The sequence below is a fragment of the Ruegeria lacuscaerulensis genome, from assembly GCF_013031245.1.
GTDB lineage: Bacteria > Pseudomonadota > Alphaproteobacteria > Rhodobacterales > Rhodobacteraceae > Ruegeria > Ruegeria lacuscaerulensis_C.
Window position 1 is genome coordinate 43,420 of record NZ_WPZL01000022.1, and the last position, 23,635, is coordinate 67,054.

Here is a 23,635-nt window from a genome sequence, read left to right on the forward strand (position 1 = left end):
TGCGTTGTCCCTTAGTGGCTGGCCGCTGTGGCACCCATTTCATTAACCAGGTCAAAAGTGTCGAAACGATCAAGGCGGAAGGGTTGGATCATTTCCGGCACCCGGTCTTCAGCCATTGCCTGTGCCAGATAGAAACCGCTGGCGGGGGTCGACTTGAATCCCCATGTGCCCCAGCCCGCATCCAGCCAGTAGTTGTCCAATGGCGAACGTCCCATGACCGGGCTGTAATCCGGCGTCATGTCGGTGATACCCGCCCATTGACGCAGAATTTTCAGATCCCCAATGAAGGGAAACATCTCCAGCGCGGAGGCCGCCAGACTTTCCTTCATGTCCAGCGTTGAGCGAGTGTTGTAGAGCTCATAAGGATCAGAACCCCCGCCAATCACCAGCTCGCCACGGGCGGATTGCGAAATATAGCAATGCAGCGCAGTGGAGGAGACCATAGGGTTTAGGAAGGGTTTCACCGGGTGGGTCACCATGGCCTGCAGCGGGAAGCTGCGGATCGGCAAGCGTAGCCCGGCCATGGCAGCCACAACCGAGGAATGCCCGGCCACACATTGCACCACAGCCCCAGCCGAGACATTGCCACGATTGGTCTGCACTTCTGTGACCTTATTCCTGTCCACTGTCAGACCAGTCACCTGAGTTTTCTGGTGCAATTCCACACCGCGGTCACAAGCACGGATGGCATATCCCCAAGCAACCGCGTCGTGCCGCGCGGTGGCAGCATCCGGGTGCCACAAACCTTTGAGGATTGGGCGACCTTCAATATCCAGGTTTAGACTGGGCACCAGCTCTTTGATCTGCTGACGATCCAGGATTTCGTTGCGTTCACCCAGAAATGTGCCACTGTCCGCCCGTAGGCGCAGCGCCCGCGAAACGCCATCGGAATGAGACAGGGTCAGCTGACCCCGGCGGGAGTACATCAGGTTGTAGTCCAGCTCGTTGGCCAGGCTTTCATAGAGCCGCATAGAAGCGGCATAGAACTTGATTGACTGCGAGGTGATGTAGTTGGAGCGGATCACCGTGGTATTGCGCGCTGTGTTGCCGCCGCCCAGGTAGCCTTTTTCTAGAATGGCAATATTTGTTATGCCGTGTTTCGTCGCCAGATGATAGGCAAGCGACACTCCGTGACCGCCGCCACCTATGATCACGACGTCGTAGTGATTTTTCAGATCAGGGGTTCGGGGAATCTCCTCACGCACCGGATAGCGTCGAGAGAGACCGTATTTGAGTAGCGCCAGGACCATGAGGAGAGACCTTCTAGAGCTGGAGTTGTGCCGTTTCGTTGGCTACTAGCTCAGTGGCATATTCAACCATCGAAACCTTTGCGACTGATGTTCGTTCAAATACAGCTACCGGCTCCACACAAGCGGCAGCAGTTCGCCTACAATGGGTTCACCTTCCTTCATTCCATGAGCCTGCCAGTATTCTGTCTGCGCGTCGGTCCAACTGCCTCGTTTTTCAAACGCTGCATTCCCGTGGGCGAAGCGCATTGTCAGACGGTTGACGGTACGTTCAGGCGGTACAGGGTTGGGGGCGCCATGCAATGTATGGGAATCGAAGATCAGGCAATCACCGGGGTCCAGATCAAATTCCAGCACGTCATAATCATCCAGATTTTCAGTGAAGTCCGGTGTGGGCTCATAGGGTTCCTGTAGTGCTGCCTTTTGTCCGGTGCCGGCAAAGCTGAGAGGCATGAATTTGCGCCCCCATTTGTGCGAACCCTTGAGGAAGACCACGCCCTCACCCTGACGAACGGGTTCAAGTCCCATCCACAGTACACACCATTCGCCGCTGACATCGAAATAGGGGTTGTCATGGTGCCAGGGCGCTCTGTTGACCGCGCCGGCCTCGCGCACCAGCCAATTGTCAGTCACGAGTGCAACGGAACTGGCCTCCATCGCTTCGCCTGCAAGTTCCGCCGCTGGAGAATTGAAAATGAAATTCTTCATGTGGGCATTTTCGCGCCAGATCCACATGTCTGTGCAGTAGGTGCCCGGATTGGTGTCTTTGGAATAGTCCAGATACATCGGCCCCGGATTGGCGCGACCAAATTCAATCGAACTTCGCACTTCGTCCAACCATTCCTGCGAAAATGCGTTTTTGATCTGAACCACGCCATCGTTTCGATAAGCGGTCATGTGTTCTTGCGTCAGCATTGTGTGCCTTTCGGTGCGTGTCATCACTTTATGACAAGGCTTTCAGGTGTTGTGGCGGTCAGCACTTCGGCACCATCTTCGGTGAGAATGACCGTGTTCGAGATGAAGTAGTCGACGACGTCGGTGTCTGTGAACCAGCTGTGGGCGTGGAACACCATGCCGACCTCCAGCGTGCGTTCTGACCCGGGGAAGAGGCTGGTTACCATGGACCCACCTGTCCAACTGGGTGAGAATCCGATGCCCACCATATAACCGCAATGATGCCGTTCGTAGTCTGCCAAGCCGCCGCTTGCGGCTACCTCGCGCCAGGCGGCGTATGCCTCCCCGGCCTTGCCGCCTACTTTCAATGCACTGCAGATTGCCTTCATGCCGTCCATGGCCAGCTCTGCCGACTTCTCAGCCCCCTCCGGCGCGCTGCCCACAAAGACCAACCGGCCCATAGGCGCGTGATATTTGCGATAGGATGCGGCATTTTCCAGAAACACCGCGTCACCAGTTCGGAAGGTTTCGCCACGCCAGGTCGTATGCTCTTCGCCCGAGCGTGTGGCTGGACGAATGAACGGGCCAAAGCCGGTCGGCTCACTACCTGCCAGAGTCGAGGCGCGCATGTACTCCGCGGCAATCTCATAATCTGTCGCGCCGTCGCGGATCAGGTCAATGCAAGCGCTCATGCCGACATCTGCGGCCTTGGCGGCCTTGCGTGTGTATTCGATTTCCAGCGGGGATTTTGCCTGTCGCAGGTTGTCGACCAGACCGGATCCGTCCGCCCATTCGACGCCCTCCGCCTTTGCCAATATCCCTTCGGCATGATGCAGGTGCAAGAACAGGCTGCGCCTTTCGAGCGCGACGCGACCACCGGACAGGCCTAGGTCCTTCATCGCCTGTACCACGTAGTCAGAAAGCTCTTCGTGATCCTGATGACCATAGAACCGGGCGTTTCTCACCTGATTGTCAAACGTGATCTTTTCCATGGCCCGGCAGATCAGCGCCATCTCGCCATCTCGGTTCACAACGAGAACATGGGCAGCAAAGAACCCCCAGTGGTCCAAACCGGTCAGATAATAGATGTTTTCGGGCACCGAGATAACGATCCCGTCCAGATTCTGCTCGGACAGGACGGTTTTTACACGGTTGAGTCGGTGGTCCAGCTCCTCTTTTGGGAACGGGGCGTGTTCGATCATTCGGTGTCTCCTAACTGAGATTGATTCCACTGCGTCGACTGTTAAGGTATACCAATGATAAGTCAAGAGGCTGGCGCTGTTCATGATAGGCCCCAAAATATTGGGACATTTTTGCGAAATTGCAGATTTATGTTGAGAAACTTCCCAAAAAGGTATACCAATACGCCGTAGTTCAGGGAATCAATCAGGGAGAGACCAATGAGCCAAATACTAAGAACCACTATTATCGCCGCGACAACCATTGTGGGTGTCGCGACATCGGCGCTGGCGGGTCCACTCATGGATCGTATCGAAAGTGGTGAGACCATTCGGATTGGTTTCTCCAATGAAGTGCCGTGGTCTTACCCCGGCGACAACGACGCACCACTTGGATTTGCAAACGTACACACGCTGGGTGTCCTGAAGGCAATGGGCTACGACAACATCGAGCCCGTCGTGACAGATTGGGGTGGATTGATCCCGGGCCTCAAAGCCAATCGCTTTGATATCATCACGGGTGGCATGTACATTCTTGAAGCGCGTTGTGAGAGCATTGATTTCTCCGAGCCGATGGGGATTTTTGGCGATGCCTTTGTGGTTCCCGCTGGCAACCCGAAGAACATCACCTCTTATGCTGACATCAAAGATCAGGGGGCCACGATGGTCACTGGCGCCGGTTACAACACGGTTGATGCCGCCAAACGCGAAGGCGTGGCAGCCGAGCAGATCCTCGAAGTGCCCGGGCCAACTGAGGTGCTAGCCGCAATGCGTGTTGGTCGTGCTGACGCAGGTGCTATGACGTTCTTCACGGCGCAAAACCTGGCGGCCCAATCCGATGGCGAGCTTGAGGTCACCGATCCTAACGCGTTGCCCGAATGGACCCAGAACTGGGTTGGTATCGGTTTCCGCCCGGAAGACAGCGACTTTCTTGAGGCCTTCAATGCCGCGCAGGCAGAGTACTTGGGTTCAGAAGAGATGTTGGCCGCCGTTGCGCCATACGAATACACTGAATTTCAGGTTCCGGATCCAAGCGTGAAAACCGAATGGATTTGCCAGAACCGTTGACGGCATTGCTTTAGCAGGCGGGTCAGGTTCGGCCCGCCTTTTACGTCCGCCATCCGGGATACGTCATGTCATATTGGGAATTTCTCGCCGAAAACGCGCCGCGTTTTCTGGACGGAACGCTGGTCACAATCGCGCAGTTTTTTCTGTCGGCAGCGCTTGCCATTGTGCTCGCTCTGACCGCAGGGTTGATGAAACTGTCACGGAATATTGCGGTGCGCTGGACGGCCGGCGTTTACATTGAAATCTTCCGGGGCACGTCTCTTTTAGTGCAGCTTTATTGGATTTTCTTTGTCCTGCCTCTCTTCGGATTGACGCTGGACAAGTTCTTTGCCGGTTTCATTGCGGTCGGGCTGAACCTCGGGGCCTATGGTGCCGAACTCGTGCGTGGCGGCATTCAGTCGGTGCCCAAAGGGCAGTGGGAAGCGGCTTATGCGATCTCGATGTCTCCGGCCAAACGGATGTATCGGATCATCCTGCCACAGGCGTTTTTGAACATGCTGCCGCCTTGGGGCAACCTGATGATCGAACTGCTGAAGGCGACCGCGCTGGTGTCGTTGATTTCGGTTACTGACCTGATGTTCGAAGCCAAGCAAATAAACGGCTCCACCTTCCTGTCAGCGCAGGCTTTCGGGACAGCACTGATAATTTACTACATTCTTGCGCGGCTGATCGTGACGCCGTTCATGCGGTGGCTCGAACGCTTCATGGCACGCAAATTGGGGAGGGCGTAAGCTATGTTTGACTGGCGTTGGGATTTTACCTTTGAAATTCTTCCCCGGCTTTTACAGGCCACGCTGAACACGCTGGCCGCTGCCGGAATCGGCTATGGGATCGCAGTGGTACTGGGGCTGGTTTTTGCACTGGCGCAACGCACACCGTCGCGCATCGTCACAATGGTGGTGCGGGAATGTGTCGAATTCATCCGATCGACGCCGCTGGTGCTGCAGATTTTCTTTGTGTTCTTTGTCGGCCCGCAATTCGGGATACGCCTCAGTCCATGGGTGGCAGGGATGATCGCCATCGGGCTGCATTATTCGGCCTACCTGTCTGAGGTTTATCGCGGCGGCCTCGAGTCGGTGCCGAAAGGACAGTGGGAGGCTTGCACCGCACTGAACCTGAGCACGACCAAGACCTATTTTCGCGTTATCATCCCCCAAGCCCTGCCGCCCTCAATGGCTGGGATGGGCAATTACCTGGTTGGGATATTCAAGGACACACCGATGCTGTCGGTTATCGGCGTGGCCGAGCTGATGCAGGCGGCGAATGCCATTGGTGGGTCAACTTACAGGTATTTGGAACCCTATACCATGGTCGGGATCATCTTCCTGGCGATTTCACTGCCCGCAGCCGGGTTGATCAAACTCTTTGAGGCCTGGGTGCGCAAGAAACTGGGAATGAACTGATGGAAGATATGTCGCAATACCCACTGGAACTGACCGGGCCCGACGTGCCGATGGTACGGTTCATGAACGTAACCAAAAGCTATGGCGCCCTGACCGTACTGGACAGTCTGCATCTGGACGTGTCGGAGGGTGAGATGGTCACCGTGATCGGCCCGTCCGGCTCGGGCAAAACCACCGTGTTGCGCATGCTGATGACTTTGGAAACCATCAATGGCGGCGTCATCTATGTTGATGGCAAACCGCTTACCCATATGGAAAAGAACGGGGTTCTGGTGCCGGCGGACGCGAAATACCTGCGCCGGGCCCGGTCCTCAATCGGCATGTGTTTCCAGCATTTCAACCTGTTTCCACATATGACCGCCCTACAGAACTGCATGGAAGGGCCTGTGCAGGTGCTGGGTTTGCCAAAGGCTGAGGCCCGAGAACGGTCCGAAGAGTTGTTGTCGATGGTCGGCATGATCGACAAAAAGGACCAGCATCCTTCGCGCCTGTCGGGCGGTCAGCAGCAACGTGTCGCCATCGCCCGGGCGTTGGCCATGCGCCCCAAGGTGATGCTGTTTGATGAAGTCACCTCGGCGCTTGACCCCGAGGTAATCGGTGAAGTGACCGGCGTCATCCGCAAACTGGTGGCCGAGCACAACCTCACCATGTTGATGGTGACACACCAGATGGGCTTTGCGCGCGACATTTCAGATCGCGTTTGTTTCTTCTACCAAGGGAAGATCGAAGAACAGGGTCCTCCGGAGGATCTGTTCGGCAATCCCAAACGCGAACGCACACAGCAATTCCTGTCAGCAGTAAAAGCGGCGGATTGAGCCTTGCACCTGACGTCATGATACGGTTCCCGAGGAACCACCACCAAAGAAAGACCTGTTATGAGAATTGGAGTTGCCGGTATCGGAGCTGTCGGTGCGGCGGTTGCACGCGCATTGGACAACGGTGAAGTTCCAGGATGTGCGCTGGGTGGTCTGGCGGCGCGAACCAGCGAAAAGGCGGCTGCCCTGAATGATACTCTGAAACATCCGGCGCATGTAGTGGATTTCGGAACGTTGGCCTTGACCTGTGATTGTGTGATCGAAGCTCTCCCCCCCGCATTGTTCGGCGATCTGGCTGACCCGGTTTTGCGGGCAGGCAAGCAACTGGTTGTGCTTTCGGCCAGCCAGTTGCTTGCCCGGGACGACCTAATCTCTCTTGCGGCGAAAAACGGTAGCCGCATTATGGTCGCGTCAGGTGCGATGCTGGGTCTGGACGCGTTGAATGCAGTGAATGTCGGCCAGATTCATTCGGTCACAATAGTGACCCGCAAACCGGTCGAAAGCCTTATCAGGGCACCTTTTGTCGCGCGGTTGGGCATGGATCTAACCGCGCTTCAAGGGCCAAAACAAGTGATCGCAGGCAGTGTCACCGAAGTGGCACGCGAATTCCCCGCCAACGTGAATGTCGCGGCAGCGATCAGCATGGCCGGGCTTGGTCCAGACAAGACCCGCATGGAGGTCTGGGCTGATCCATCCCTGACGCGAAACACACATTCGGTAGAGGTAACTTCCGACAGCTCGGATTTCACAATGTCTATTCAGAACCGGCCGAGCGCTGAAAACCCGGCTACCGGCATCATCACCGCCCGAAGCGTGATCGCGCTTCTACGCCGCTTTCATTCAACTTTGCAGGTGGGGACGTGACGCAGTGTTGACCATTGAAATGATCACTCAGGCTGCCGAGCGGTTACAGGATGTCGTGATCCGAACCCCGTTGTTGGAATCTCCACTGCTCAACAACGCGCTTGGGTTCCGGTTGCTGATCAAATCGGATTGCCTGCAAAAGACCGGCTCGTTCAAAATACGTGGTGCTTACAACAAGATTGCGTCGCTTGGCGAAGGCCAGCGCAAGGCAGGGGTCGTGGCATATTCATCCGGCAACCACGCACAAGGCGTTGCGGCTGCCGCAAACGCGATGGGGGTTTCGGCTAAGATAGTGATGCCAGCAGATGCGCCCCGCATAAAGCTTGACAACACCGCCCAGTGGGGGGCCGAGGTTATCACCTATGACCGACAGACGGGTGACCGGGCCAAAATAGCCCAGGACATCGCCGAAAAAACCGGCGCAACGCTGGTGCCGCCCTATGACGATTACGACCTGATGGCCGGGCAAGGTACAACTGGGCTGGAAATAGCTGAGCAATTGGACGCGCTTGGCGTAAGGGCGGATAGAGTCATTTGCCCCGCCGGAGGTGGCGGGCTAATCGCCGGGCTGTCTACTGCCATGCTCGCGCGCCATGAGGACACTGAAATCTGGGCGGCTGAACCCCGGAATTTTGATGATACCAAGCGCTCTCTAGAAGCGGGAACTGCCCTGTCGATTGAGCCGGGTCACAGCTCGATTTGCGACTCGATCGTGACCGCGCGACCCGGACAGCTAACCTTTCCAATCAACCTGAAGACCCTGTCGGGTGGCTATTCCGTCAACGAGCTAGATGTTGTTGCCGCAATGCGGACTTTGTTCACAGAGCTCAAGGTTGTTGCCGAACCCGGCGGCGCAGTTTCAGTGGCCGCAGCCGTGTCAAACAAACGCGCCTTGCAAGGGCAGACCGTCGTTGCTCTGGTGACGGGCGGCAACGTTGATATGGACAGTTTTCTCACGTGGATGGCATAAGTTGGCGAATACCCGTTATCGATAGTGAGCAACGCATGACGAAGAACGATATCTATCTCGAGATGCGCCGGCGTATCTGCCTTCTTGACTATCAGCCGGGAACGCGCCTGAACGAGCGGGAATTGGCAACGGAATTTGGCGTCAGCCGCACGCCGATGCGGGCCGTGCTGCAAAAGCTTGAACACATCGGTCTGATCTCCAGCCAGCACGGGCATGGCACCATCGTTACCTCAATCGATCTGAAATCCATGCGCGATGTCTATATCGTGCGCATGAGGCTCATGGATGCGCTGGGTGATTCCGCTCCGTCCCCTCGGAATCCGGCCATACTGGACGAGATGCGCGAGTTGGAAGCGCGGTGCGATGCGATGCTGGATAGTCACGACAAACGCGAATTCGCGCGCGTGCTTCTGCGCTTGCACAAAATCCTGCATGGGTTGACCACCAACGCGGTGCTGGAGGATATCAACGACACATTATTCTATCAGTCCGCGCGCTTTTGGTTCTTGTTGCTGGATCGCGTCGAGATGCGCGTCCAAGTCGAGGATTTGAAGGATGAGATCCGAATATTGCGCCGCAGTCTGGAGATCGGCGATATCAAGTTGACGGCCTCGATCCACAAAACCTATCTCAGAGTGGTCGTGTCGCGTCTGGATGCCATCCAAGAGGAAGGCGGTGTTCTTTTTGAAGCAGAGTGATCCTTCATAGGTATACCTATATCTTCATTGGGGCACATTTTGGTAGATTATCCAGTTAAAATCATTGAATTGGTATACAATTTGAGCTAGATTTCTTCAATCATTGAACATCGGGGCGGCCGCAGCGTCTGCCCGCCCAAGATAGCGAAAGAAATACCATGACCGATACAGCCGGGAACTCTTTGCTGTTCATTTCCATGTTGGGTGAGAATGAGCTTTTCAACCCCGATCACTTTGGAGGCTTGTGTACTTCCGGCCAGGAAAAAGATTGGATCGTGGACTGGTTTGGACCCGTGGCGCTGGAAACGGGTTTTTCACTATCCGGCGTCGACATTTGTCGCGGTGATGCACTGCCTGCGGTGGATGATGTCGATTGTGTCATCCTCGGCGGCACGATGCATGTAGTCACCGAGGACCGCCCCTGGCTGCACGCGCTCTATTCCTGGTTGCGCCGGTATCGCGATGCCGGGAAACCTTTGCTTGGCATTTGTGGTGGACATCAATTGGTGTCTACGCAGTTCGAGGATGGCGTGCTTGATGGCCGTACCGGAGGTACGCTTGCCGGAACCTATGAGATTGAGCTGACAGACCTTGGGCGCCAGCACCCCCTTTTTGAAGGCCTGTCCACATTCCCCCGTTTCAACTTTGCCAACTATCTGCATGTGATTCCGTCAGAAGCGCAGAAAGCAAAGGTACTGGCCCGCATCGGTGAGAGCAACGCCATCTGTATCGACCACGGCAACCATTGGTATACGACACAATTCCATCCGGAATCCCGCCGATCAGTCTGGTCCTGCATGTATGAACAGACCGAGCCAGAGCATGTCGAGAACTATTCGGATGATCAGGATGGTGCGGCCTTGCTTCGAAACTTCATGGCAATTGCTGCAAAAGAGTTGAATAAACAACGTCCAGTCACGTTGAGTCCATAGGACCAATACGGAATCTGAACTCGTTTTCGCTATTGTTCGAAAAATAACGCCGACAAATGCTCAGACTGCTTCAGCGTTCCTTTGCGGATATTGGTATGGATCTGTTGCAAACTTTTAGCTGTTGACGCTCTTCGGTGCTGCGAGTGAATGGCTATCGTTATTTTCAACTCGAGAGTCGGTTCATGATCTCTTTCAAAGGCGCACAATATCCGAAAGACGTGATCCTGTTTGCGGTCTTCTTCTATGTCCGTTTCGGCGTGTCCTATCGCGATCTGGAAGAAATCATGCTCGAGCGAGGCGTCACGGTGGATCACACCACACTGAACCGCTGGGTGACAAGGTATTCTGGCGCAATTGCTGATGCAGCGCGTCGTCGCAAGGGACCATGCGACCGCTCCTGGAGAATGGATGAAACGTACATCAAAGTAAAAGGCACATGGGTTTATCTTTATCGTGCCGTAGACAAACACGGCAAAACTCTTGATTTCATGCTGTTCGAGCGTCGAAACAAGCCGGCCGCCACAAGGTTTTTCGCCCGAATGATGGAGGTCAACGGTCTGCCGCGAAAGATCGTTATCGACAAAAGCGGTGCCAACACCGCTGGCATCAAGGCAATCAACAAGATGCTTGCGGGTTTTGGCTGCCCCATCCCGATCGAGATGGTCAGGCGGAAATATCTGAACAACATCGTAGAACAAGACCATCGTTTCATCAAAAGGCGAACTCGCCCGATGCTCGGTTTCAAGAGCTTTGCCTCAGCTGCAGCAACACTTGCTGGCATCGAGGTGTCGCACATGATCCGAAAGGGCCAATTCGCGCCCGGACTCTGTCCGTTTAAACAATTCGCTGAACTGGCAGCTTAACTTCGTTCTGATCGCCAAGACAATTCGGTAAGCTCAAAACTTTGCAACAAAGCCTGATGGACCCCTAATTGGAACAACTGACCAAATCGAGGGGAGGCAATACAGGATGTATCTTGAAAAGCTATCGATGACTGACCGCGTCGCTGTCGTGACAGGGGCCGGTACCGGCATTGGTTTTGCATGTGCCGAAGCCTTGGCGGAGGCGGGTGCCACCGTAATAATCGCCGACATTGATGAGGCGGGCGCCCGGTCCGCAGCGAACAATCTTGTTGGTTCCGGGTATCAGGCAGACGCGGAGCAATTGGACGTGACAGATTCCACCGCTGTAAACGCCTTGGTGGGACGGATCATCGACCGATACGGCAAGATCGATGTTTTGGTTAATAATGCCGGTATCGGTAAGAGTTTTGAACCCGCAGAAGATATGACTGACGAGGTTTGGCAGGCAACGCTTGACGTAAACCTCAACGGTCTTTTTTGGTGTTGCCGCGCCTTCGGGAAGGAGATGCTAAAAGCAGGCCGCGGCGCGATCGTTAATCTCGGCTCTATGTCGGGCGAAATCTCGAACCGACCTCAAGAGCAAGCACAGTACAACACATCCAAAGCCGCAGTGCACCACCTGACACGTTGTTTGGCCGGCGAATGGGGTGACCGTGGTGTTCGGGTGAACGCCGTGGCACCTACTTACATTGAGACAAAGCTGATTGCTCATGTCCATGATGATCCGGAATTAGCGCAACACTGGATTGGGGGTACACCCATGAAACGTATGGGGCGGGCAGACGAGGTAGCCTCAGTGGTCCAGTTTCTTGCTTCAGACGCTTCGAGCCTAATGACTGGATCAATAGTCCTTGTCGACGGCGGCTACACCTGCTGGTAATTCCGGCGGCCATCAAACTGCGGCGTTCGAAAAACAAGCCTGATCATTTACGGGCGCGTTGAGAGAAGCGACCGTCTTGGCGAATTGAATTTGGACCAGCCTTCACTGTAGAGGACCCTTCAGTTTGAGATCGCGTGACCTGTCCCAATCCCGGCAGTTTTCGACGAAAGCCATATGGGGGTTCTCAAAACCAGAGTGGTCGCCCAAAACACCTACCGCGACGAATAGAAACTCCGGCATCTTCGACGTCGCTTTGTAGATCGGCGAACCACAGTCAGAACAATAACCCAGGCTGACAGTGTTCCCTGCGTCAGACTCCCAGCTGTAGAGCTTCGGCTCGTCGCTAATTACCACATGCTGCCTAAGATACGCAGACTGCGGAAGATGGCCGCCACCGGAAATTTTCTGACAGTCCAGACAGAAACACAAAACCGAAAATTCGGGAGAACCCGAAATACGAACCTCAATTTTTCCACAAAGACACTGACCAGTGCAAATTGCCGCCGCCATTACAAGCCTCCAGATCGTTGTGTTTGGCGCCTTTTTTGATTGAAACCGAAACGGAGCGCAGCTTTCCGATACGGATGACGTCAAGAGCAGCGCCAAAATCACCAACTGTTCGAGGCCGATTAGAGCCTTGATCCAAAGCCGGTTCAAGATAGGCCGAGAAATGAAGAAGTGGCTTGTGTCGTTTGAGATTTTGCCGGCTCATCCTTTGAACTTCCTTGATTTGCTATCATACCAAAGGCTTATCTTCCTCCTAATGAGTGCGATGGACCCGCAGTCGTCGGTCATCGGCCCAACCGGTTCCTCACCGGGCCGTGGCATACCGCGTGGTTCGCGCGGAACTTGATGCCTTGACTGCTTGAGCCGCAAAACCTGGATTTTTGCCACTTCGCGACCTCAAGGTTCATGGGCCGGTTCAGCAGGTTGGATATATACTTGCAAACTGCATTTAATTGCAGTACGCATTAAATAGGAGTTTACCTCTCCGCAATCAACGCGAAAAACTCTCCAGGGAGGAGATCATGACCTACAAGATGCTCAAGCCTTTGCTTGTGACAGCAGCCATGTTGCCGCTCGCGAGCGTGGCAACGGCTCAAAGCGAAGCTCGTACCGATCTGGTAATCGCAGACCTTGGCCAGCCCGAAACAAACCCTTGGGTAATCAACCGCCATCGTTTTGAACGATGCGTCGCCGAAGCGCTTGGTGTCGAGCTGAAGGAGTTTGACGATCAGAACTCGGAAGAGCAGCATGCTGCGCAAGCTGAATCCATCATCGCAAGCGGCCCGGACGGGCTGATCTTCAACCCGCTGACGTCGCCGGCCGGTATCCAGGTCGCCCGTCTTCTGGAAGAGAATGACATTCCGGGCATTGCCGTCGGTCGACTGGTGGTGTCCAGCTACGACGATGACTATGAAGGTGAGGATTTCATCGCGCAGGTGACCCAGAACAATGACACTTGGGGGCAGGCGATTGGCAAAGCCACGGCAGATCTGGGGCACAAGAAAGTCGCGATGGTCTGGAACCAGAAGGGTGTGACCTCTGCGGAAGAAATCTGGGCTGGTGTCCAATCGGAACTGGACGCGGCAGGGGTCGAGGTGATCGCCGAGGCCTGGGATCGTCTGAACCGGGAGAATGGCCAGAAATATGCTGAACAGTTCATTGCCCGCTTCGGACCTGGCGAGATTGACGCGATCGTCGTGCTTGGTGCGGTCGCTGGCCTTGGCAGTCAATTTGCGGTGGAACAGGCCGGGCGAGATGACATCGCCATCATCACCACAGATATCGACGAGCAGGTGGCTCAGTTCATCAAGGACGGCAAGCTGGACTTCTCGATCGGCGGTCACTGGATGGTTGGCGGGTTCGGTCTTATCCAGCTCTATGACTATCTGCACGGTCACCCGATTGAAGACACCCAGCCTCGGGTCGGCCTCATTCCAGTAACGGCCGACAATGTGGATACCTATGCCAACAGTCTTCTGAACGGCTGTATTCTTTCGCCGGACACCATTCGCAGTCTCAGCAAGGTCCATAATCCCGACGCTGATCTGCCTGGTTTCATCGACGCCTGGCAGGCAAACTGGCAAGACTACGTGCAATAACTCCCCTTGCACGCAGCATGCCCTCCCCCGGCTCAATGGGCCGGGGGACCCAGAAATATCAAACTCTTTTTCGAGGTCCGCAGATGAGACTTTTCGGATACGCTCCGGAGCGCGGTGCTGCCGCTGGTGATACAATGCCATTCTACCACGATGGCACATGGCATCTGTTTTTTTCCCAACCCCCCGTAGGCGCCTGGGAATATGTTGAGCGGGCGCGTGTCTCGACCGCTTATCTTCGGTCAGATGACCTCGTAAACTGGGAAGTAATGCCCGACGCTTTTGGTCCCGGCGCGCATGGCGAATGCGACGGTGATGGGATCTGGACCGGCTCTGTCATTGAGCACGAGGGCGTTTTTCACTTCTTCTACACAGGCTACAACCGTCAATCGGCCTCGCCGCAGTCAATTTGCAAAGCAACATCGACCGATCTCAAGACCTGGGAGAAATCCGGATCCAACCCGATGATCTCCCCCGATCCCCGCTGGTACGAAACCGTCGATTGGCGCGACCCCTTTGTCTACCGCGACGAAGAGGCAGGGTGCTTCAAGATGCTGATCTCGGCACGCCTCAAGGAAGGTCCGCAGTTTCGTCGGGGCTGCGTTGCCGTAGCCACGTCCGATGATCTGGAAAGCTGGGAGGTCGGCCCGCCGCTGGCGTCCTCGATGCTGACGCATTGCCCGGAATGCCCTGAAATCTTCAAGCTGGGCGATTGGTGGTATCTGGTTGAAAGCCGCTACTCGGAACGAATGCAAACCGTGTATCGGGTGTCAAAGTCCCCGGATGGTCCTTGGGAAAGCCGCAAGCTCGACAGTCTTGACGGGCGTCGGTTCTACGCCGCCAAATCCGCCAGCGATGGCGATCGTCGCATGAGTTTCGCATGGATTCCGTTCCGCAAGCATCACGGCCCCAAACGTAGCTGGGTCTGGGGCGGAGAACTGGGCAGCCCGCGCGAACTTGTCTCGCTGCCAGACGGCACGCTGACCTGCAAACTGCCCGATAACGTGGACCAGAGTTACGCAGAGACCGTGCCCCACAAGCTACGTCCCATGTTAGGGGACTGGACCGGCGATGCAGACCCTCGGTGTGATGCGACAGGATCATACGGATACGCGTTCATCGACGGGCCGAACCGGGATGATGTGTTGCTCGATGTGCTTATCGAGCCCAGCCCCGCAACTGAAGCAGTGGGTATTCTCATCGAACCCCGAGGCGGCGATCATCTGGACAGCGGTTACAGCCTTTCAATCGAGCCCATGAAGGAGCGCGTCCTGTTTGATCGCTGGCCTGCCGCGATGGATCCACTTTGGGACAGCCTGGTGCTCAATGAGCGGCATGGCATTGAGGTCCGTCAGGAGATCGACAGCCCATTGGTTGAGCGTCCGCTCGCCTTCACACCGGAGGATGGGTGTTACCGGGTCCAGATCCTGCGCAACGGGTCGGCCATAGAATGCTTTGTGGCCGGGCAGGTTGTTGCATCCTTCAGGGTCTATGACATCTCCAATACCGATGCCTGGGGTCTCTTTGTTCAGGAAGGCTCGGCCAAATTCCACAATCTCAACTTCCGCAAGTAAAGGCCTCGCCATGCCCCTCATAACCCTCAGACAATTGCTTGATTATGCGGCGGATCAAGGATTTGGTGTGCCGGCGTTCAACATCTCCAATATGGAGCAGGGCCTTGCGATCATGAACGCTGCGCGCGCCTGCGACGCACCGGTGATCCTGCAAGCCAGTTTAAATGTTCGCAGGGCCTATGCCGGAGATCGGATGATCGTCGCCATAGTGAACGCACTGGCGTCCATGTATCCCGACAACCCAATCTGTCTGCACCAGGACCACGGCCATGATGAACAGGCCTGCGTCAGCGCCATCGCTGCGGGGTTCACCTCGGCTATGATGGATGGCTCCCTGATGGGCGACGGCAAGACACCCGCCAGCTATGCCCACAACGTCGATATCACGGCCCGCGTTGCACAGATCGCACATTGGACGGGTGCCTCAATCGAAGGAGAGCTGGGTGTTCTTGGATCGCTGGAAACCGGCGAGGCGGGTGAAGAAGACGGGTCCGGGGCAGAGGGCAAACTGGATCACGATCAGCTGTTGACCGATCCCGATCAGGCGGCGGAGTTTGTTGCTGCAACCAAGGTTGATGCGCTTGCGATAGCCTGTGGGACATCTCATGGCGCTTATAAGTTCACACGGGAACCGGATGGTGACATCCTGGCCATCAGCCAGATTGAGGCGATCCACCGTAGCGTACCGAATACCCATCTTGTGATGCATGGATCGAGCTCTGTGCCACAGGGCCTGCAGGACCTGATAAACGCCTCTGGCGGTGAAATGCCACAAACCTGGGGTGTCCCCGTCGAAGAGATCGAACGTGGGATCCGACATGGTGTTCGAAAAATCAACATCGACACCGATTGCCGCATGGCCATGTCCGGCGCGATGCGGCGCTTCTCCCGGGACAACCCGTCGAACTTCGATCCGCGGGCGTTTATCCTGGCCGGGATGGCGGAGCTTGAGACGCTGGTCCGTGACAGGTTCGAGAGGTTCGGGGCGGCGGGCCACGGGTGTAAAATCAAGCCGATCCCAGTTGCCGAAATGGCAAAGCGGTATGCTGATGGCGGGCTCGATCCATCCCGGAAGGCCGCGTGAGCCCGGCGCTGTTCATAGGCCGCTCGGTGATGGATGTCACCGCGCTTGTCGAGGATTTTCCGGGTCCGGACGGGAAGACCAAGGCATTGAGCAATGATGTGATCCCGGGCGGGTCTGCTTTGAACGCCGCCGTCACGTTTGCCCATCTTGGCGGAAGGGCGGCGCTGGCTACATCGCTGGGCGCGCCGGGTCCAATGAAGACAATGCTGACGTCCGATCTGAAGGACAGAAACGTTACGGTGCACGACATCTGTAATGACCCGGACTATCGCATTCCTCTTTCGACAGTTGTTTCAACCCGGAGCCTTGGGGCCAGGATGATTGTCAATGGCGCAGGGGATGAGTGCGAAAAGGTGCACTCTCAAGATGATCTGATCCTGACGGAAGGATACGGGTTGATTCAGATCGACCAGTACGAACGGCATTTTGTTGCGGCCCACGCTGACGCTTTGCGTGCGTTTGAAGGGCCAATCATTTTGGATGGCGGTGGCTGGAAAGACTGGTCACCGGACTTTCTAAAGCTGGCCGATATTCCAATTGTCAGCGACGTGTTTTGTCCCGAGGGACCACGCGCCTTTGCCAATATGTGTGAGGACCTGGGCATCCATCGCTGGGCGATGACACGGGGTCACGCTGGGGTCGTTTGGCATGATCAGGGACGTCAGGGTGAGATACCCGCTTTGGAGGTGGACGTTGTCGATAGCTTGGGCGCAGGGGACATTTTCCACGGCGCTTTCTGCCACGCGTATCTCGAGATCGGGTCATTTATAGATGCGCTGAATATCGCCAACCAGATCGCGGGTAAGTCATGCACTCATGCGGGTACGCGGAGTTGGATGGATGCCTGAGCAGCTCGCCGACTATGCCAGCCTTCTGGGCGCAATTGAAAAGCGGATAGGTGCGGGTCAACCGCCGCTCATTGTCGCAATTGCGGGGCCTCCGGCGACGGGAAAGTCTACGCTGTCCGAGCGGCTGGCCGAGGATTTACGCGCTGCCGGGCACATCGCTGCCTACTGCCCAATGGACGGGTTTCACAAAACAAACGCCCAGCTTGAGGCCGAAGGGCTTAGGAGCGTGAAAGGCCGTATCGATACATTTGATGGCAACGCGTTTGCCCGCGCGGTGGAACGTTTGTCCAAGGGAGATGCGTTCTGGTGGCCGCGATATTCCCGGCACATACATGACCCGGTCCCAGAAGGGACCCGGATCGAAGGAAACGAAGCCGTTTGCATAATCGAGGGCAACTACATTCTGATGAATGAAGCGCCCTGGCTTCAAGCGGCATCGCATTTCGACCTGCGTATCTTTGTAGATACGCCGGACGATCTCCTGAAGCAGCGTTTGATGCAACGCCACGAACGTGGCGGCAGAGGTGAAGTCGAGACGCGGGAAAAGATCACCAAGACCGACATGCCCAACGCGGAGAGGATCCGACAAAGTGCTACATTCGCCGACATCCTGTTTCAGGAGGTCGTCAATGCGTAGCACCCCACAGTTGATTGCAGGTCGCAAGCAAAACTCGCTATGTTTGAGCCAAATTGCAATAATTGGGGTTCGGACATGAAGCTTGCTCAAAAAGGCCTGTCGATCGAAGGCATTCAAGGCCACAACAGGCGCGCCATCCTTGCGGCTTTGCACGACATGGGAGAGTGCTCGCGCAAGGAAATCAGCGTAGCCACCGGATTGGATCAGGCGACCGTCACCCGTGCAATTGCACCCCTTATCGACAATGGCATCGTAGAGGAAGTGGGGCTTGTTCGCGGGGGGCGCGGCCGGCGATCGATCAACCTGGCCTTTGTCGGTTCCGGGCGATACATCCTCTGTCTCCGACTGCAGCGGCGTAGCTTTTCCATCGCTGCATTCAATCTGCGCGGTGACTTGCTGGAGACCAATGAATTCCCCATCGCACGAGACGGGTCCGCCAAGCAGACTTTCAAGGAGATCTCCGAGATACTGGATCGCCAGATTGGCAATTTGAAACAGGTCGATGGCATTGGCGTGGCTGTTCCTGGCCCGTTCCTGGAGCGGGATGAACGTGTCATCCTCATGACTGAAAGCCCGCAATGGCAGGGCTTCGATCTGATCCCCGAGCTGCGCTCCCGCTACCCCGACATTCCTGTTCACTCCACACACGACGCCAAGGCAGCAGCCTTGACTGAATGGCGCCATCATGGCCGGGCGCTGGGGGCCAAGGTCATGTTGTACGTGTCCGCCGGTCAGGGGATCGGCTCGGCGCTTGTCGTGGATGGCCATGTGCACCGCGGGGCGCAAGGACTTGCAGGTGAACTGGGGCATACGTCCATCAGCGTTGATGGCGAGCAGTGCAAATGTGGAAATCGAGGCTGTCTGGAACTCTTTACGTCACGCATTGCTCTACTGCGCGCCATTCGGGAGCGCGCGGGGGACGTCAGCGGCACGACATTGACTTCAGATGCTAATTTTTCTCAGGTCCTCGATGCATATGCGGCGGAAGACCGGCTTGCCAGCGAAGAGGTGCACAGGGTTGCACGTTATCTGGCGCAAGGCATCACCAACTGCATCAACTTCGTCAATCCGGATTTGGTGGTGATCGGAGATGAATATGCCGGGTTCGGTCAAAACTTTCTTGAACAAATCAAGACCCATGTAAGAGCGACGGTTTTGCCAAGCATCTATGATGCGGTCGACATCGAGCTGAGCCAGCAAAGCGAAGATACAGTTCTGCGCGGAGCCTTTCTGGACGTACTTGCACAAACCTATCTCGGTTCTCCCAGAGCCGAGCCAGAAGCCGTTGTTGCCGAAGCAAGCGGATAGGAATGAAGGAGAACCCACTATGAATGACCAGACGGCTCAACCTCTTCTTTCGGTGAAACACGTTTCGAAGTCATTCGGTGGTGTCCAGGCATTGCGTGACGGCTCCTTTGATCTTCATCGCGGTGAAGTTGTCGCGATCGTGGGCGGAAATGGTGCCGGAAAATCAACGTTGATGAAGGTTGTGGCCGGGGCCCATGTTCCGGACGGCGGAGAGATCATCATCAATGGCAAGGAAGTATCCCGGGCTGAGCACAGCGTTTCTCATATGCAGGAATGCGGGATCGAAGTCGTCTATCAGGATCTGGCACTGGTTCCCAATATGACGGCGCCCTACAACCTGTTTCTGGGGCGCATCCCCCGCAAATGGGGGATTTTTGTGGATGAACGAAAGATGCGCGAAAAAACCCGTGAAGCCCTCGCGCAGCTCAATGTCACCACCGTTCAGGATTTGTCACAACCAATCTCCTCGATGTCTGGTGGACAACAACAAAGTATCGCGATCGGGCGCGCCATTGCCTGGGGAAGCGACATCGTAATCCTTGACGAACCGACCGCTGCACTTGGACCGAATGAAACGGCGGAGGTCGAGCGATTGGTTGAGGATGTGCGCGACAAGCAGGGCACGTCATTCCTTTTGGTCAGCCACAATCTCGATCAGGTGCGCCGCCTCGCTGACCGTATCGTAGTGACCCATCACGGGGTCACATCGCGTGAATTCAAACGCGACGAGATTACTTCGGACCGGCTCGTGAAGGCCATAACTCTCGGCGAATGAGGAGAACGACATGACCGAAACAACCGCCTCCGGCCCCTTCCTGACGCCCAAACGCGCGGAAATGTTGCGAGACTATGTGCCTTTCATTGCCATTGTTCTGGTGATCTTGTTGTTCTGGGCGATTTCCGGCGACCGCTTCATGTCGATGCGCAACTGGACGTTCATCGCGCAGCAAACGCCTGTCTTGATGTTGCTGGCTTTTGCACAGTTGATGATCGTGACAACCGGTTCAATTGATATCTCCATCGGGTCAAGCCTGGCATTTTCGGCGTTTCTGGGAGCACTTGGAATGCTCTGGTTCGGGGATGTGGGCTTGATCCTGGGAATTGTCGCAGGTGGCCTTGTTGGCATGGTCAACGGCCTGATTATTTCACTGCTCAAGATCCCATCATTTGTAACAACTTTGGCAATGCTCATCATCGTGCGGGCCATTGTGATTATCGCGTCCGACGGCACCGCGATCTACATAACGGACGATAGCGTGTCAGGCGGCACCAACATCTCATCCGTTGCCGCGCCATGGCTTCTGTCGATGGGCAAATTTCCCGCGATCTTCATCCTTGCGGCGATTGTCGCGCTGTTCATGTGGGCCTTTTATGAGAAGACTGTTTTTGGTCAACAGTTGCGCGCCGTAGGTGGCAACGAGAAGGTGCTCCGCCTGGTCGGCATCAATGTCACGACGTTCAAGATCAAGGTCTTTGCCGCCGCAGGGTTGATGGTGGGGTTGGCGGCTTGCGTCAACCTGGCAAGGGCAGGGGCGGCGACGCCACAGGCGGGTCTGATGATTGAGCTCGACGCAATTGCTGCAGTTGCGCTTGGTGGTACGCCGCTGACGGGTGGCTATGGCAGTGTAGTCAAGACGATCATCGGGGCATTGACCCTGACGATCGTCCGCAACGGGCTAACAATCGCGGGCGTACCACCATCATGGAGTCAGGTCGCCCTGGGTGTTTTGCTGATTGCGGCCATCGCTATTTCGCTGAACAGAAGCAAGGTGGACGTGGTGAAGTGACAGCGAATGACATCGTGGTGTGGCTGTCTGGGCTGTGCGCAACGATGCCGAGGCATTGAATGTTGGCAGTGCGGCCGACGACAATTGCAACTGCTCAACGGCATGCGCAGCATCTGAGACGTGTAACCGTGGAGAAGGGCGTTGGTTGATTGCATTTACCAGCGCACCTATCGTGCCAGAGGTCTAACATCGCGTGTTCCATAGCGTTGGAGTGATCCCCGGATGAACATGTTCGAACTTCGCGTACCCTTCTTTCTTCCGCTCTGGCGGCGGGTTGCCGTCACACTCTTGAGCGTTGGATGGGCGATCCTGGAGCTTGTAACCGGGAACTTGTTCTGGGCCATACTGTTTGGTGCGATTGGGGCCATCGCGACCTGGCAGTTTTTCCTTTCTGGTTGGCCCGACGAGGCGTCAGATCAAGAGACTAAAGGGTGAATAAAGGCGCTGTAGCCAAGCTTTGAACGTGACGCGTTTTCAGCAGAATCGGGGATTTCGAAACTGGATGTAGAATGAGATCTACTACGGCGACGCAGCGGTGAAAGCTAAATTATGTGAAACTTGCGCCTGCGGTCTCTTCAAAGACGAAGCAGTGCGTATTTGCCGAATTCAGAGATACCTGATCCGCAGTCTTTGATCACGGTTACACGCAAGTTCCTCGACCACCTCGTTTGCACTCAAGTTAAACTCTCTCGCGAGATCCGGGATCTGGACCGGCTGAAAGCTATCAGCGTTCCGAACCAGTCTGCCGTCTTCAAAAGCGATAAACTCGTGAGACCTGCCAGCCCAACGGACGATGCCACCGCATAGTCGCTGAGTTTCCATATTTACCAGTTCGGCCACAGGGTCGGCAAAGAAGTCACTCCACTTAAGAAATCCAGTACTGACTGCCCGCGCCACTGCCTGTTCAATCGTCCGGCTTTTGAGCTTGGTGGTGATGGAAGCGGTAAGGGCTTCTACCATTCGCGAAGAATGCCCCGTCTGCCTGCCAATGACAGACGGTATCAAACCTGACGCGAGCATCTTCAACACATCCAACTCATCACCAGAGAGGGAATCCGACGGAAAGTTGAACACGGTTTCAATGACATCAAGGGCGAGCAGGTGCAATACCTGGGCTTCGTGGCGCAGGGCAGGGAGCATTGTCGCGATCAGTGCCTCCCATTCGGCGCGAGGTGCATTGGATGTGACGGTAAAAACGCCGCGCTCACCAAAAGGATTGATGACTGGAATAGTCAGGCCGTTGCGACCAACGCCAAACCGTCTGGCTGCCTCAAAAAGCGCTGCATAGTCGGATTGGTTTTCGAATGCTGTCCAATCAATCGGAGCGATCATAGTGGCGCCGAACCGAATGAGGGGATCGACCAGAACCAGATCGTTGTCGACGTAATACCTGACCCACTCCTCTGGAAACGTGGTGCAGCCGTGGACAACGTTTTGATGCTTATCGATATGGGCGTAGGACGCATTCTCCAATCCAAACCTGGAGCAAATTTCCTGGAGGCGCGCTTCGCCTGTTTGCCTGAAATCCAGTTCAGAATTGCCAATATCCGCAATTTTCATAGATCGTCTTCCTGTTCCGCGTCGCCATCGAGGCCGCGTAGCAACCTAAAGCTGAACAAACCACTCGGGAATTCCCGTAGCCAATCACAGATTTGAATACAGTTCTGTTCTGGAGACGGAAACAGAGCGAAATCCTGCCGATGAAACACATGGATTTGAGAGGTCGGCGACGTACGCATAAACAAGCTAATGGAATTTCGCACGGTCCTAGCGAAGCCCGTCTTCCTCCTCCCATGCTCTTCGCGCCAACAACCCCATGAAACTGGAAATCAGGTTCAGTTCACCCCGTTCATCAGCCTGCACCATACCGCGCAGATATCCGCCTGGGTTGACAACGGGCGGCAGTTTAGGGTCGCTCAGCCTTGCATCCGTGATCACTCCAGCAAGGATCGCTCCCATTATGGTCAATCGATCAATCGCCGCACGCCAGGCGGAGACATTGGTACCGATCTCTGAAAGCCGGGACCAAACGCCGGTTTCAATCGCATAGAGGCTTGGGTTGCAGTTCTGTTCACCACCGCCAGCGAAATCGATATGCATGCGCAGCTCAGGGGATGCCAGATCATACAGGATGCGATTGTTCACCCGAGGCAGTTTTTGGGGCTTGCGCGATATCGTATCCGGCGGATGATTGCTTTCTAAGCAATGCGCAGGGCCATCAGGCCCGAAGCCTGAACAAGTTGAGCCCGAGGCTTTAGCCGAGGGCATTGAAATCTCGCCGTCGGCGTTACAGGACAATATAGTTTCTTCAATTTGGTCTTGTATATGGGACCCGAAACGAGCTTCGGGTTCACCCGAAATTTTACCGGGTTTTACGACATGATCTTCGATCCTTTTCCAAAGGTCATGAGCGGCCTGAACATGTGACCTGAGCCTGTCCAGCGTCATGTATTTCAACTTGTCAGCGCGCGGCCAGGACCGAA

Annotated in this window: 25 protein-coding genes and 1 pseudogene; 19 read left to right on the forward strand and 7 right to left on the reverse strand. The window is 55.7% G+C overall.

Annotated elements, in window-relative coordinates:
* Positions 1 to 11 precede the first annotated feature (11 nt).
* From GOX66_RS19310 to GOX66_RS19320, 3 genes are all read right to left on the reverse strand, one after another.
* Positions 12 to 1,250 (reverse strand): FAD-dependent oxidoreductase, encoded by a 1,239-nt coding sequence (locus tag GOX66_RS19310; protein WP_170764664.1) that lies wholly within the window; start codon positions 1,248 to 1,250, stop codon positions 12 to 14.
* Positions 1,251 to 1,355: 105 nt separating this feature from the next.
* Positions 1,356 to 2,162: a phytanoyl-CoA dioxygenase family protein gene (locus tag GOX66_RS19315; RefSeq protein WP_170764665.1), complete on the reverse strand. Its 807-nt coding sequence runs from the start codon at positions 2,160 to 2,162 to the stop codon at positions 1,356 to 1,358.
* A 23-nt stretch (positions 2,163 to 2,185) separates the two neighbouring features.
* On the reverse strand, positions 2,186 to 3,343 hold the full coding sequence (locus tag GOX66_RS19320) for a M24 family metallopeptidase (RefSeq protein ID WP_170432403.1): 1,158 nt from the start codon (positions 3,341 to 3,343) through the stop codon (positions 2,186 to 2,188).
* Between the two features lie 198 nt (positions 3,344 to 3,541).
* Here GOX66_RS19320 and GOX66_RS19325 point away from each other — a divergent pair, with 198 nt between their 5' ends.
* From GOX66_RS19325 to GOX66_RS19370, 10 genes are all read left to right on the forward strand, one after another.
* Positions 3,542 to 4,387 (forward strand): transporter substrate-binding domain-containing protein, encoded by an 846-nt coding sequence (locus tag GOX66_RS19325; RefSeq protein ID WP_170432400.1) that lies wholly within the window; start codon positions 3,542 to 3,544, stop codon positions 4,385 to 4,387.
* A gap of 65 nt (positions 4,388 to 4,452) precedes the next feature.
* Complete coding sequence (gene ehuC, locus GOX66_RS19330; RefSeq protein WP_170432397.1) at positions 4,453 to 5,118, forward strand: ectoine/hydroxyectoine ABC transporter permease subunit EhuC; 666 nt, start codon at positions 4,453 to 4,455, stop codon at positions 5,116 to 5,118.
* Between the two features lie 3 nt (positions 5,119 to 5,121).
* Positions 5,122 to 5,790 carry an ectoine/hydroxyectoine ABC transporter permease subunit EhuD gene (gene ehuD / locus GOX66_RS19335; protein ID WP_170432395.1) on the forward strand — a complete coding sequence of 223 codons (669 nt, stop codon included), beginning with the start codon at positions 5,122 to 5,124 and terminating at the stop codon, positions 5,788 to 5,790.
* Positions 5,790 to 6,605, forward strand: a complete 816-nt coding sequence (ehuA, locus tag GOX66_RS19340) for an ectoine/hydroxyectoine ABC transporter ATP-binding protein EhuA (protein WP_272871531.1) — start codon at positions 5,790 to 5,792, stop codon at positions 6,603 to 6,605. Before ehuD ends, ehuA begins: the two co-directional genes overlap by 1 nt.
* A 60-nt stretch (positions 6,606 to 6,665) precedes the next feature.
* Positions 6,666 to 7,469, forward strand: a complete 804-nt coding sequence (locus tag GOX66_RS19345; RefSeq protein WP_170432392.1) for an aspartate dehydrogenase — start codon at positions 6,666 to 6,668, stop codon at positions 7,467 to 7,469.
* 4 nt (positions 7,470 to 7,473) lie between these two features.
* Positions 7,474 to 8,439: a threonine ammonia-lyase gene (locus GOX66_RS19350; protein WP_336509504.1), complete on the forward strand. Its 966-nt coding sequence runs from the start codon at positions 7,474 to 7,476 to the stop codon at positions 8,437 to 8,439.
* 35 nt (positions 8,440 to 8,474) lie between these two features.
* A complete protein-coding gene (locus GOX66_RS19355) occupies positions 8,475 to 9,137 on the forward strand; it encodes a GntR family transcriptional regulator (protein WP_170432389.1) in 663 nt (220 codons plus the stop codon).
* Between the two features lie 158 nt (positions 9,138 to 9,295).
* Entirely contained in the window at positions 9,296 to 10,069 is a 774-nt protein-coding gene (locus tag GOX66_RS19360; RefSeq protein ID WP_170432386.1) for a type 1 glutamine amidotransferase, read from the forward strand.
* Between the two features lie 182 nt (positions 10,070 to 10,251).
* Positions 10,252 to 10,932: an IS6 family transposase gene (locus GOX66_RS19365; protein ID WP_170432380.1), complete on the forward strand. Its 681-nt coding sequence runs from the start codon at positions 10,252 to 10,254 to the stop codon at positions 10,930 to 10,932.
* A gap of 106 nt (positions 10,933 to 11,038) precedes the next feature.
* Entirely contained in the window at positions 11,039 to 11,812 is a 774-nt protein-coding gene (locus GOX66_RS19370) for an SDR family NAD(P)-dependent oxidoreductase (RefSeq protein ID WP_170764666.1), read from the forward strand.
* A gap of 102 nt (positions 11,813 to 11,914) precedes the next feature.
* Here GOX66_RS19370 and GOX66_RS26350 read toward each other — a convergent pair whose 3' ends face one another.
* Both GOX66_RS26350 and GOX66_RS19380 read right to left on the reverse strand, forming a co-directional pair.
* The gene (locus GOX66_RS26350; protein ID WP_170764668.1) at positions 11,915 to 12,322 is read right to left on the reverse strand and encodes a GFA family protein; all 408 of its coding nucleotides are present in this window, start codon (positions 12,320 to 12,322) and stop codon (positions 11,915 to 11,917) included.
* Positions 12,276 to 12,524 (reverse strand): hypothetical protein, encoded by a 249-nt coding sequence (locus GOX66_RS19380; protein ID WP_170432354.1) that lies wholly within the window; start codon positions 12,522 to 12,524, stop codon positions 12,276 to 12,278. The genes GOX66_RS26350 and GOX66_RS19380 overlap by 47 nt, the downstream gene beginning before the upstream one ends.
* A gap of 316 nt (positions 12,525 to 12,840) precedes the next feature.
* On the opposite strand from GOX66_RS19380, the gene GOX66_RS19385 reads away from it, so the two are divergent.
* The 9 genes from GOX66_RS19385 (at position 12,841) to GOX66_RS19425 (ending at position 21,587) form a co-directional block, all read left to right on the forward strand.
* On the forward strand, positions 12,841 to 13,917 hold the full coding sequence (locus GOX66_RS19385) for a sugar ABC transporter substrate-binding protein (protein WP_214652691.1): 1,077 nt from the start codon (positions 12,841 to 12,843) through the stop codon (positions 13,915 to 13,917).
* An 83-nt stretch (positions 13,918 to 14,000) separates the two neighbouring features.
* Positions 14,001 to 15,488 (forward strand): family 43 glycosylhydrolase, encoded by a 1,488-nt coding sequence (locus GOX66_RS19390; RefSeq protein WP_170764669.1) that lies wholly within the window; start codon positions 14,001 to 14,003, stop codon positions 15,486 to 15,488.
* Between the two features lie 10 nt (positions 15,489 to 15,498).
* Positions 15,499 to 16,572: a class II fructose-bisphosphate aldolase gene (gene fba, locus GOX66_RS19395; protein WP_170764670.1), complete on the forward strand. Its 1,074-nt coding sequence runs from the start codon at positions 15,499 to 15,501 to the stop codon at positions 16,570 to 16,572.
* Complete coding sequence (locus GOX66_RS19400) at positions 16,569 to 17,420, forward strand: PfkB family carbohydrate kinase (protein ID WP_170764671.1); 852 nt, start codon at positions 16,569 to 16,571, stop codon at positions 17,418 to 17,420. The genes fba and GOX66_RS19400 overlap by 4 nt, the downstream gene beginning before the upstream one ends.
* A complete protein-coding gene (locus GOX66_RS19405) occupies positions 17,413 to 18,057 on the forward strand; it encodes a nucleoside/nucleotide kinase family protein (protein WP_170764672.1) in 645 nt (214 codons plus the stop codon). The genes GOX66_RS19400 and GOX66_RS19405 overlap by 8 nt, the downstream gene beginning before the upstream one ends.
* 75 nt (positions 18,058 to 18,132) lie before the next feature.
* On the forward strand, positions 18,133 to 19,365 hold the full coding sequence (locus GOX66_RS19410; protein WP_170764673.1) for an ROK family transcriptional regulator: 1,233 nt from the start codon (positions 18,133 to 18,135) through the stop codon (positions 19,363 to 19,365).
* A 19-nt stretch (positions 19,366 to 19,384) separates the two neighbouring features.
* Positions 19,385 to 20,140, forward strand: coding sequence for an ATP-binding cassette domain-containing protein (locus tag GOX66_RS19415; RefSeq protein WP_170432336.1), 756 nt, complete (start codon positions 19,385 to 19,387; stop codon positions 20,138 to 20,140).
* Positions 20,141 to 20,150: 10 nt separating this feature from the next.
* The gene (locus GOX66_RS19420) at positions 20,151 to 21,152 is read left to right on the forward strand and encodes an ABC transporter permease (RefSeq protein ID WP_170764674.1); all 1,002 of its coding nucleotides are present in this window, start codon (positions 20,151 to 20,153) and stop codon (positions 21,150 to 21,152) included.
* A 222-nt stretch (positions 21,153 to 21,374) separates the two neighbouring features.
* The gene (locus GOX66_RS19425; protein ID WP_170764675.1) at positions 21,375 to 21,587 is read left to right on the forward strand and encodes a DUF3329 domain-containing protein; all 213 of its coding nucleotides are present in this window, start codon (positions 21,375 to 21,377) and stop codon (positions 21,585 to 21,587) included.
* A gap of 171 nt (positions 21,588 to 21,758) precedes the next feature.
* Here the strand turns inward: GOX66_RS19425 and GOX66_RS19430 are convergent, their stop codons facing one another.
* Positions 21,759 to 22,712 carry a helix-turn-helix transcriptional regulator gene (locus tag GOX66_RS19430; protein WP_170764677.1) on the reverse strand — a complete coding sequence of 318 codons (954 nt, stop codon included), beginning with the start codon at positions 22,710 to 22,712 and terminating at the stop codon, positions 21,759 to 21,761.
* 207 nt (positions 22,713 to 22,919) lie between these two features.
* Positions 22,920 to 23,635 (reverse strand): annotated as a pseudogene (locus GOX66_RS25645) (hypothetical protein); the annotation flags it as partial.

Excerpts from the sequence above, each read along its gene's own strand:
- GOX66_RS19405 (WP_170764672.1), top strand. The coding sequence starts at position 17,413 with ATGCCTGAGCAGCTCGCCGACTATGCCAGCCTTCTGGGCGCAATTGAA.
- GOX66_RS19360 (WP_170432386.1), top strand. The coding sequence starts at position 9,296 with ATGACCGATACAGCCGGGAACTCTTTGCTGTTCATTTCCATGTTGGGT.
- ehuA (WP_272871531.1), top strand. The coding sequence starts at position 5,790 with ATGGAAGATATGTCGCAATACCCACTGGAACTGACCGGGCCCGACGTG.
- GOX66_RS19430 (WP_170764677.1), bottom strand. The coding sequence starts at position 22,712 with ATGAAAATTGCGGATATTGGCAATTCTGAACTGGATTTCAGGCAAACA.
- GOX66_RS19370 (WP_170764666.1), top strand. The coding sequence starts at position 11,039 with ATGTATCTTGAAAAGCTATCGATGACTGACCGCGTCGCTGTCGTGACA.
- GOX66_RS19325 (WP_170432400.1), top strand. The coding sequence starts at position 3,542 with ATGAGCCAAATACTAAGAACCACTATTATCGCCGCGACAACCATTGTG.
- GOX66_RS19365 (WP_170432380.1), top strand. The coding sequence starts at position 10,252 with ATGATCTCTTTCAAAGGCGCACAATATCCGAAAGACGTGATCCTGTTT.
- GOX66_RS19380 (WP_170432354.1), bottom strand. The coding sequence starts at position 12,524 with ATGAGCCGGCAAAATCTCAAACGACACAAGCCACTTCTTCATTTCTCG.
- GOX66_RS19385 (WP_214652691.1), top strand. The coding sequence starts at position 12,841 with ATGACCTACAAGATGCTCAAGCCTTTGCTTGTGACAGCAGCCATGTTG.
- GOX66_RS19415 (WP_170432336.1), top strand. The coding sequence starts at position 19,385 with ATGAATGACCAGACGGCTCAACCTCTTCTTTCGGTGAAACACGTTTCG.
- GOX66_RS19320 (WP_170432403.1), bottom strand. The coding sequence starts at position 3,343 with ATGATCGAACACGCCCCGTTCCCAAAAGAGGAGCTGGACCACCGACTC.
- GOX66_RS19315 (WP_170764665.1), bottom strand. The coding sequence starts at position 2,162 with ATGCTGACGCAAGAACACATGACCGCTTATCGAAACGATGGCGTGGTT.
- GOX66_RS19425 (WP_170764675.1), top strand. The coding sequence starts at position 21,375 with ATGAACATGTTCGAACTTCGCGTACCCTTCTTTCTTCCGCTCTGGCGG.
- GOX66_RS19410 (WP_170764673.1), top strand. The coding sequence starts at position 18,133 with ATGAAGCTTGCTCAAAAAGGCCTGTCGATCGAAGGCATTCAAGGCCAC.
- ehuC (WP_170432397.1), top strand. The coding sequence starts at position 4,453 with ATGTCATATTGGGAATTTCTCGCCGAAAACGCGCCGCGTTTTCTGGAC.
- ehuD (WP_170432395.1), top strand. The coding sequence starts at position 5,122 with ATGTTTGACTGGCGTTGGGATTTTACCTTTGAAATTCTTCCCCGGCTT.
- GOX66_RS19420 (WP_170764674.1), top strand. The coding sequence starts at position 20,151 with ATGACCGAAACAACCGCCTCCGGCCCCTTCCTGACGCCCAAACGCGCG.
- fba (WP_170764670.1), top strand. The coding sequence starts at position 15,499 with ATGCCCCTCATAACCCTCAGACAATTGCTTGATTATGCGGCGGATCAA.
- GOX66_RS19345 (WP_170432392.1), top strand. The coding sequence starts at position 6,666 with ATGAGAATTGGAGTTGCCGGTATCGGAGCTGTCGGTGCGGCGGTTGCA.
- GOX66_RS19355 (WP_170432389.1), top strand. The coding sequence starts at position 8,475 with ATGACGAAGAACGATATCTATCTCGAGATGCGCCGGCGTATCTGCCTT.
- GOX66_RS19310 (WP_170764664.1), bottom strand. The coding sequence starts at position 1,250 with ATGGTCCTGGCGCTACTCAAATACGGTCTCTCTCGACGCTATCCGGTG.
- GOX66_RS19390 (WP_170764669.1), top strand. The coding sequence starts at position 14,001 with ATGAGACTTTTCGGATACGCTCCGGAGCGCGGTGCTGCCGCTGGTGAT.
- GOX66_RS26350 (WP_170764668.1), bottom strand. The coding sequence starts at position 12,322 with ATGGCGGCGGCAATTTGCACTGGTCAGTGTCTTTGTGGAAAAATTGAG.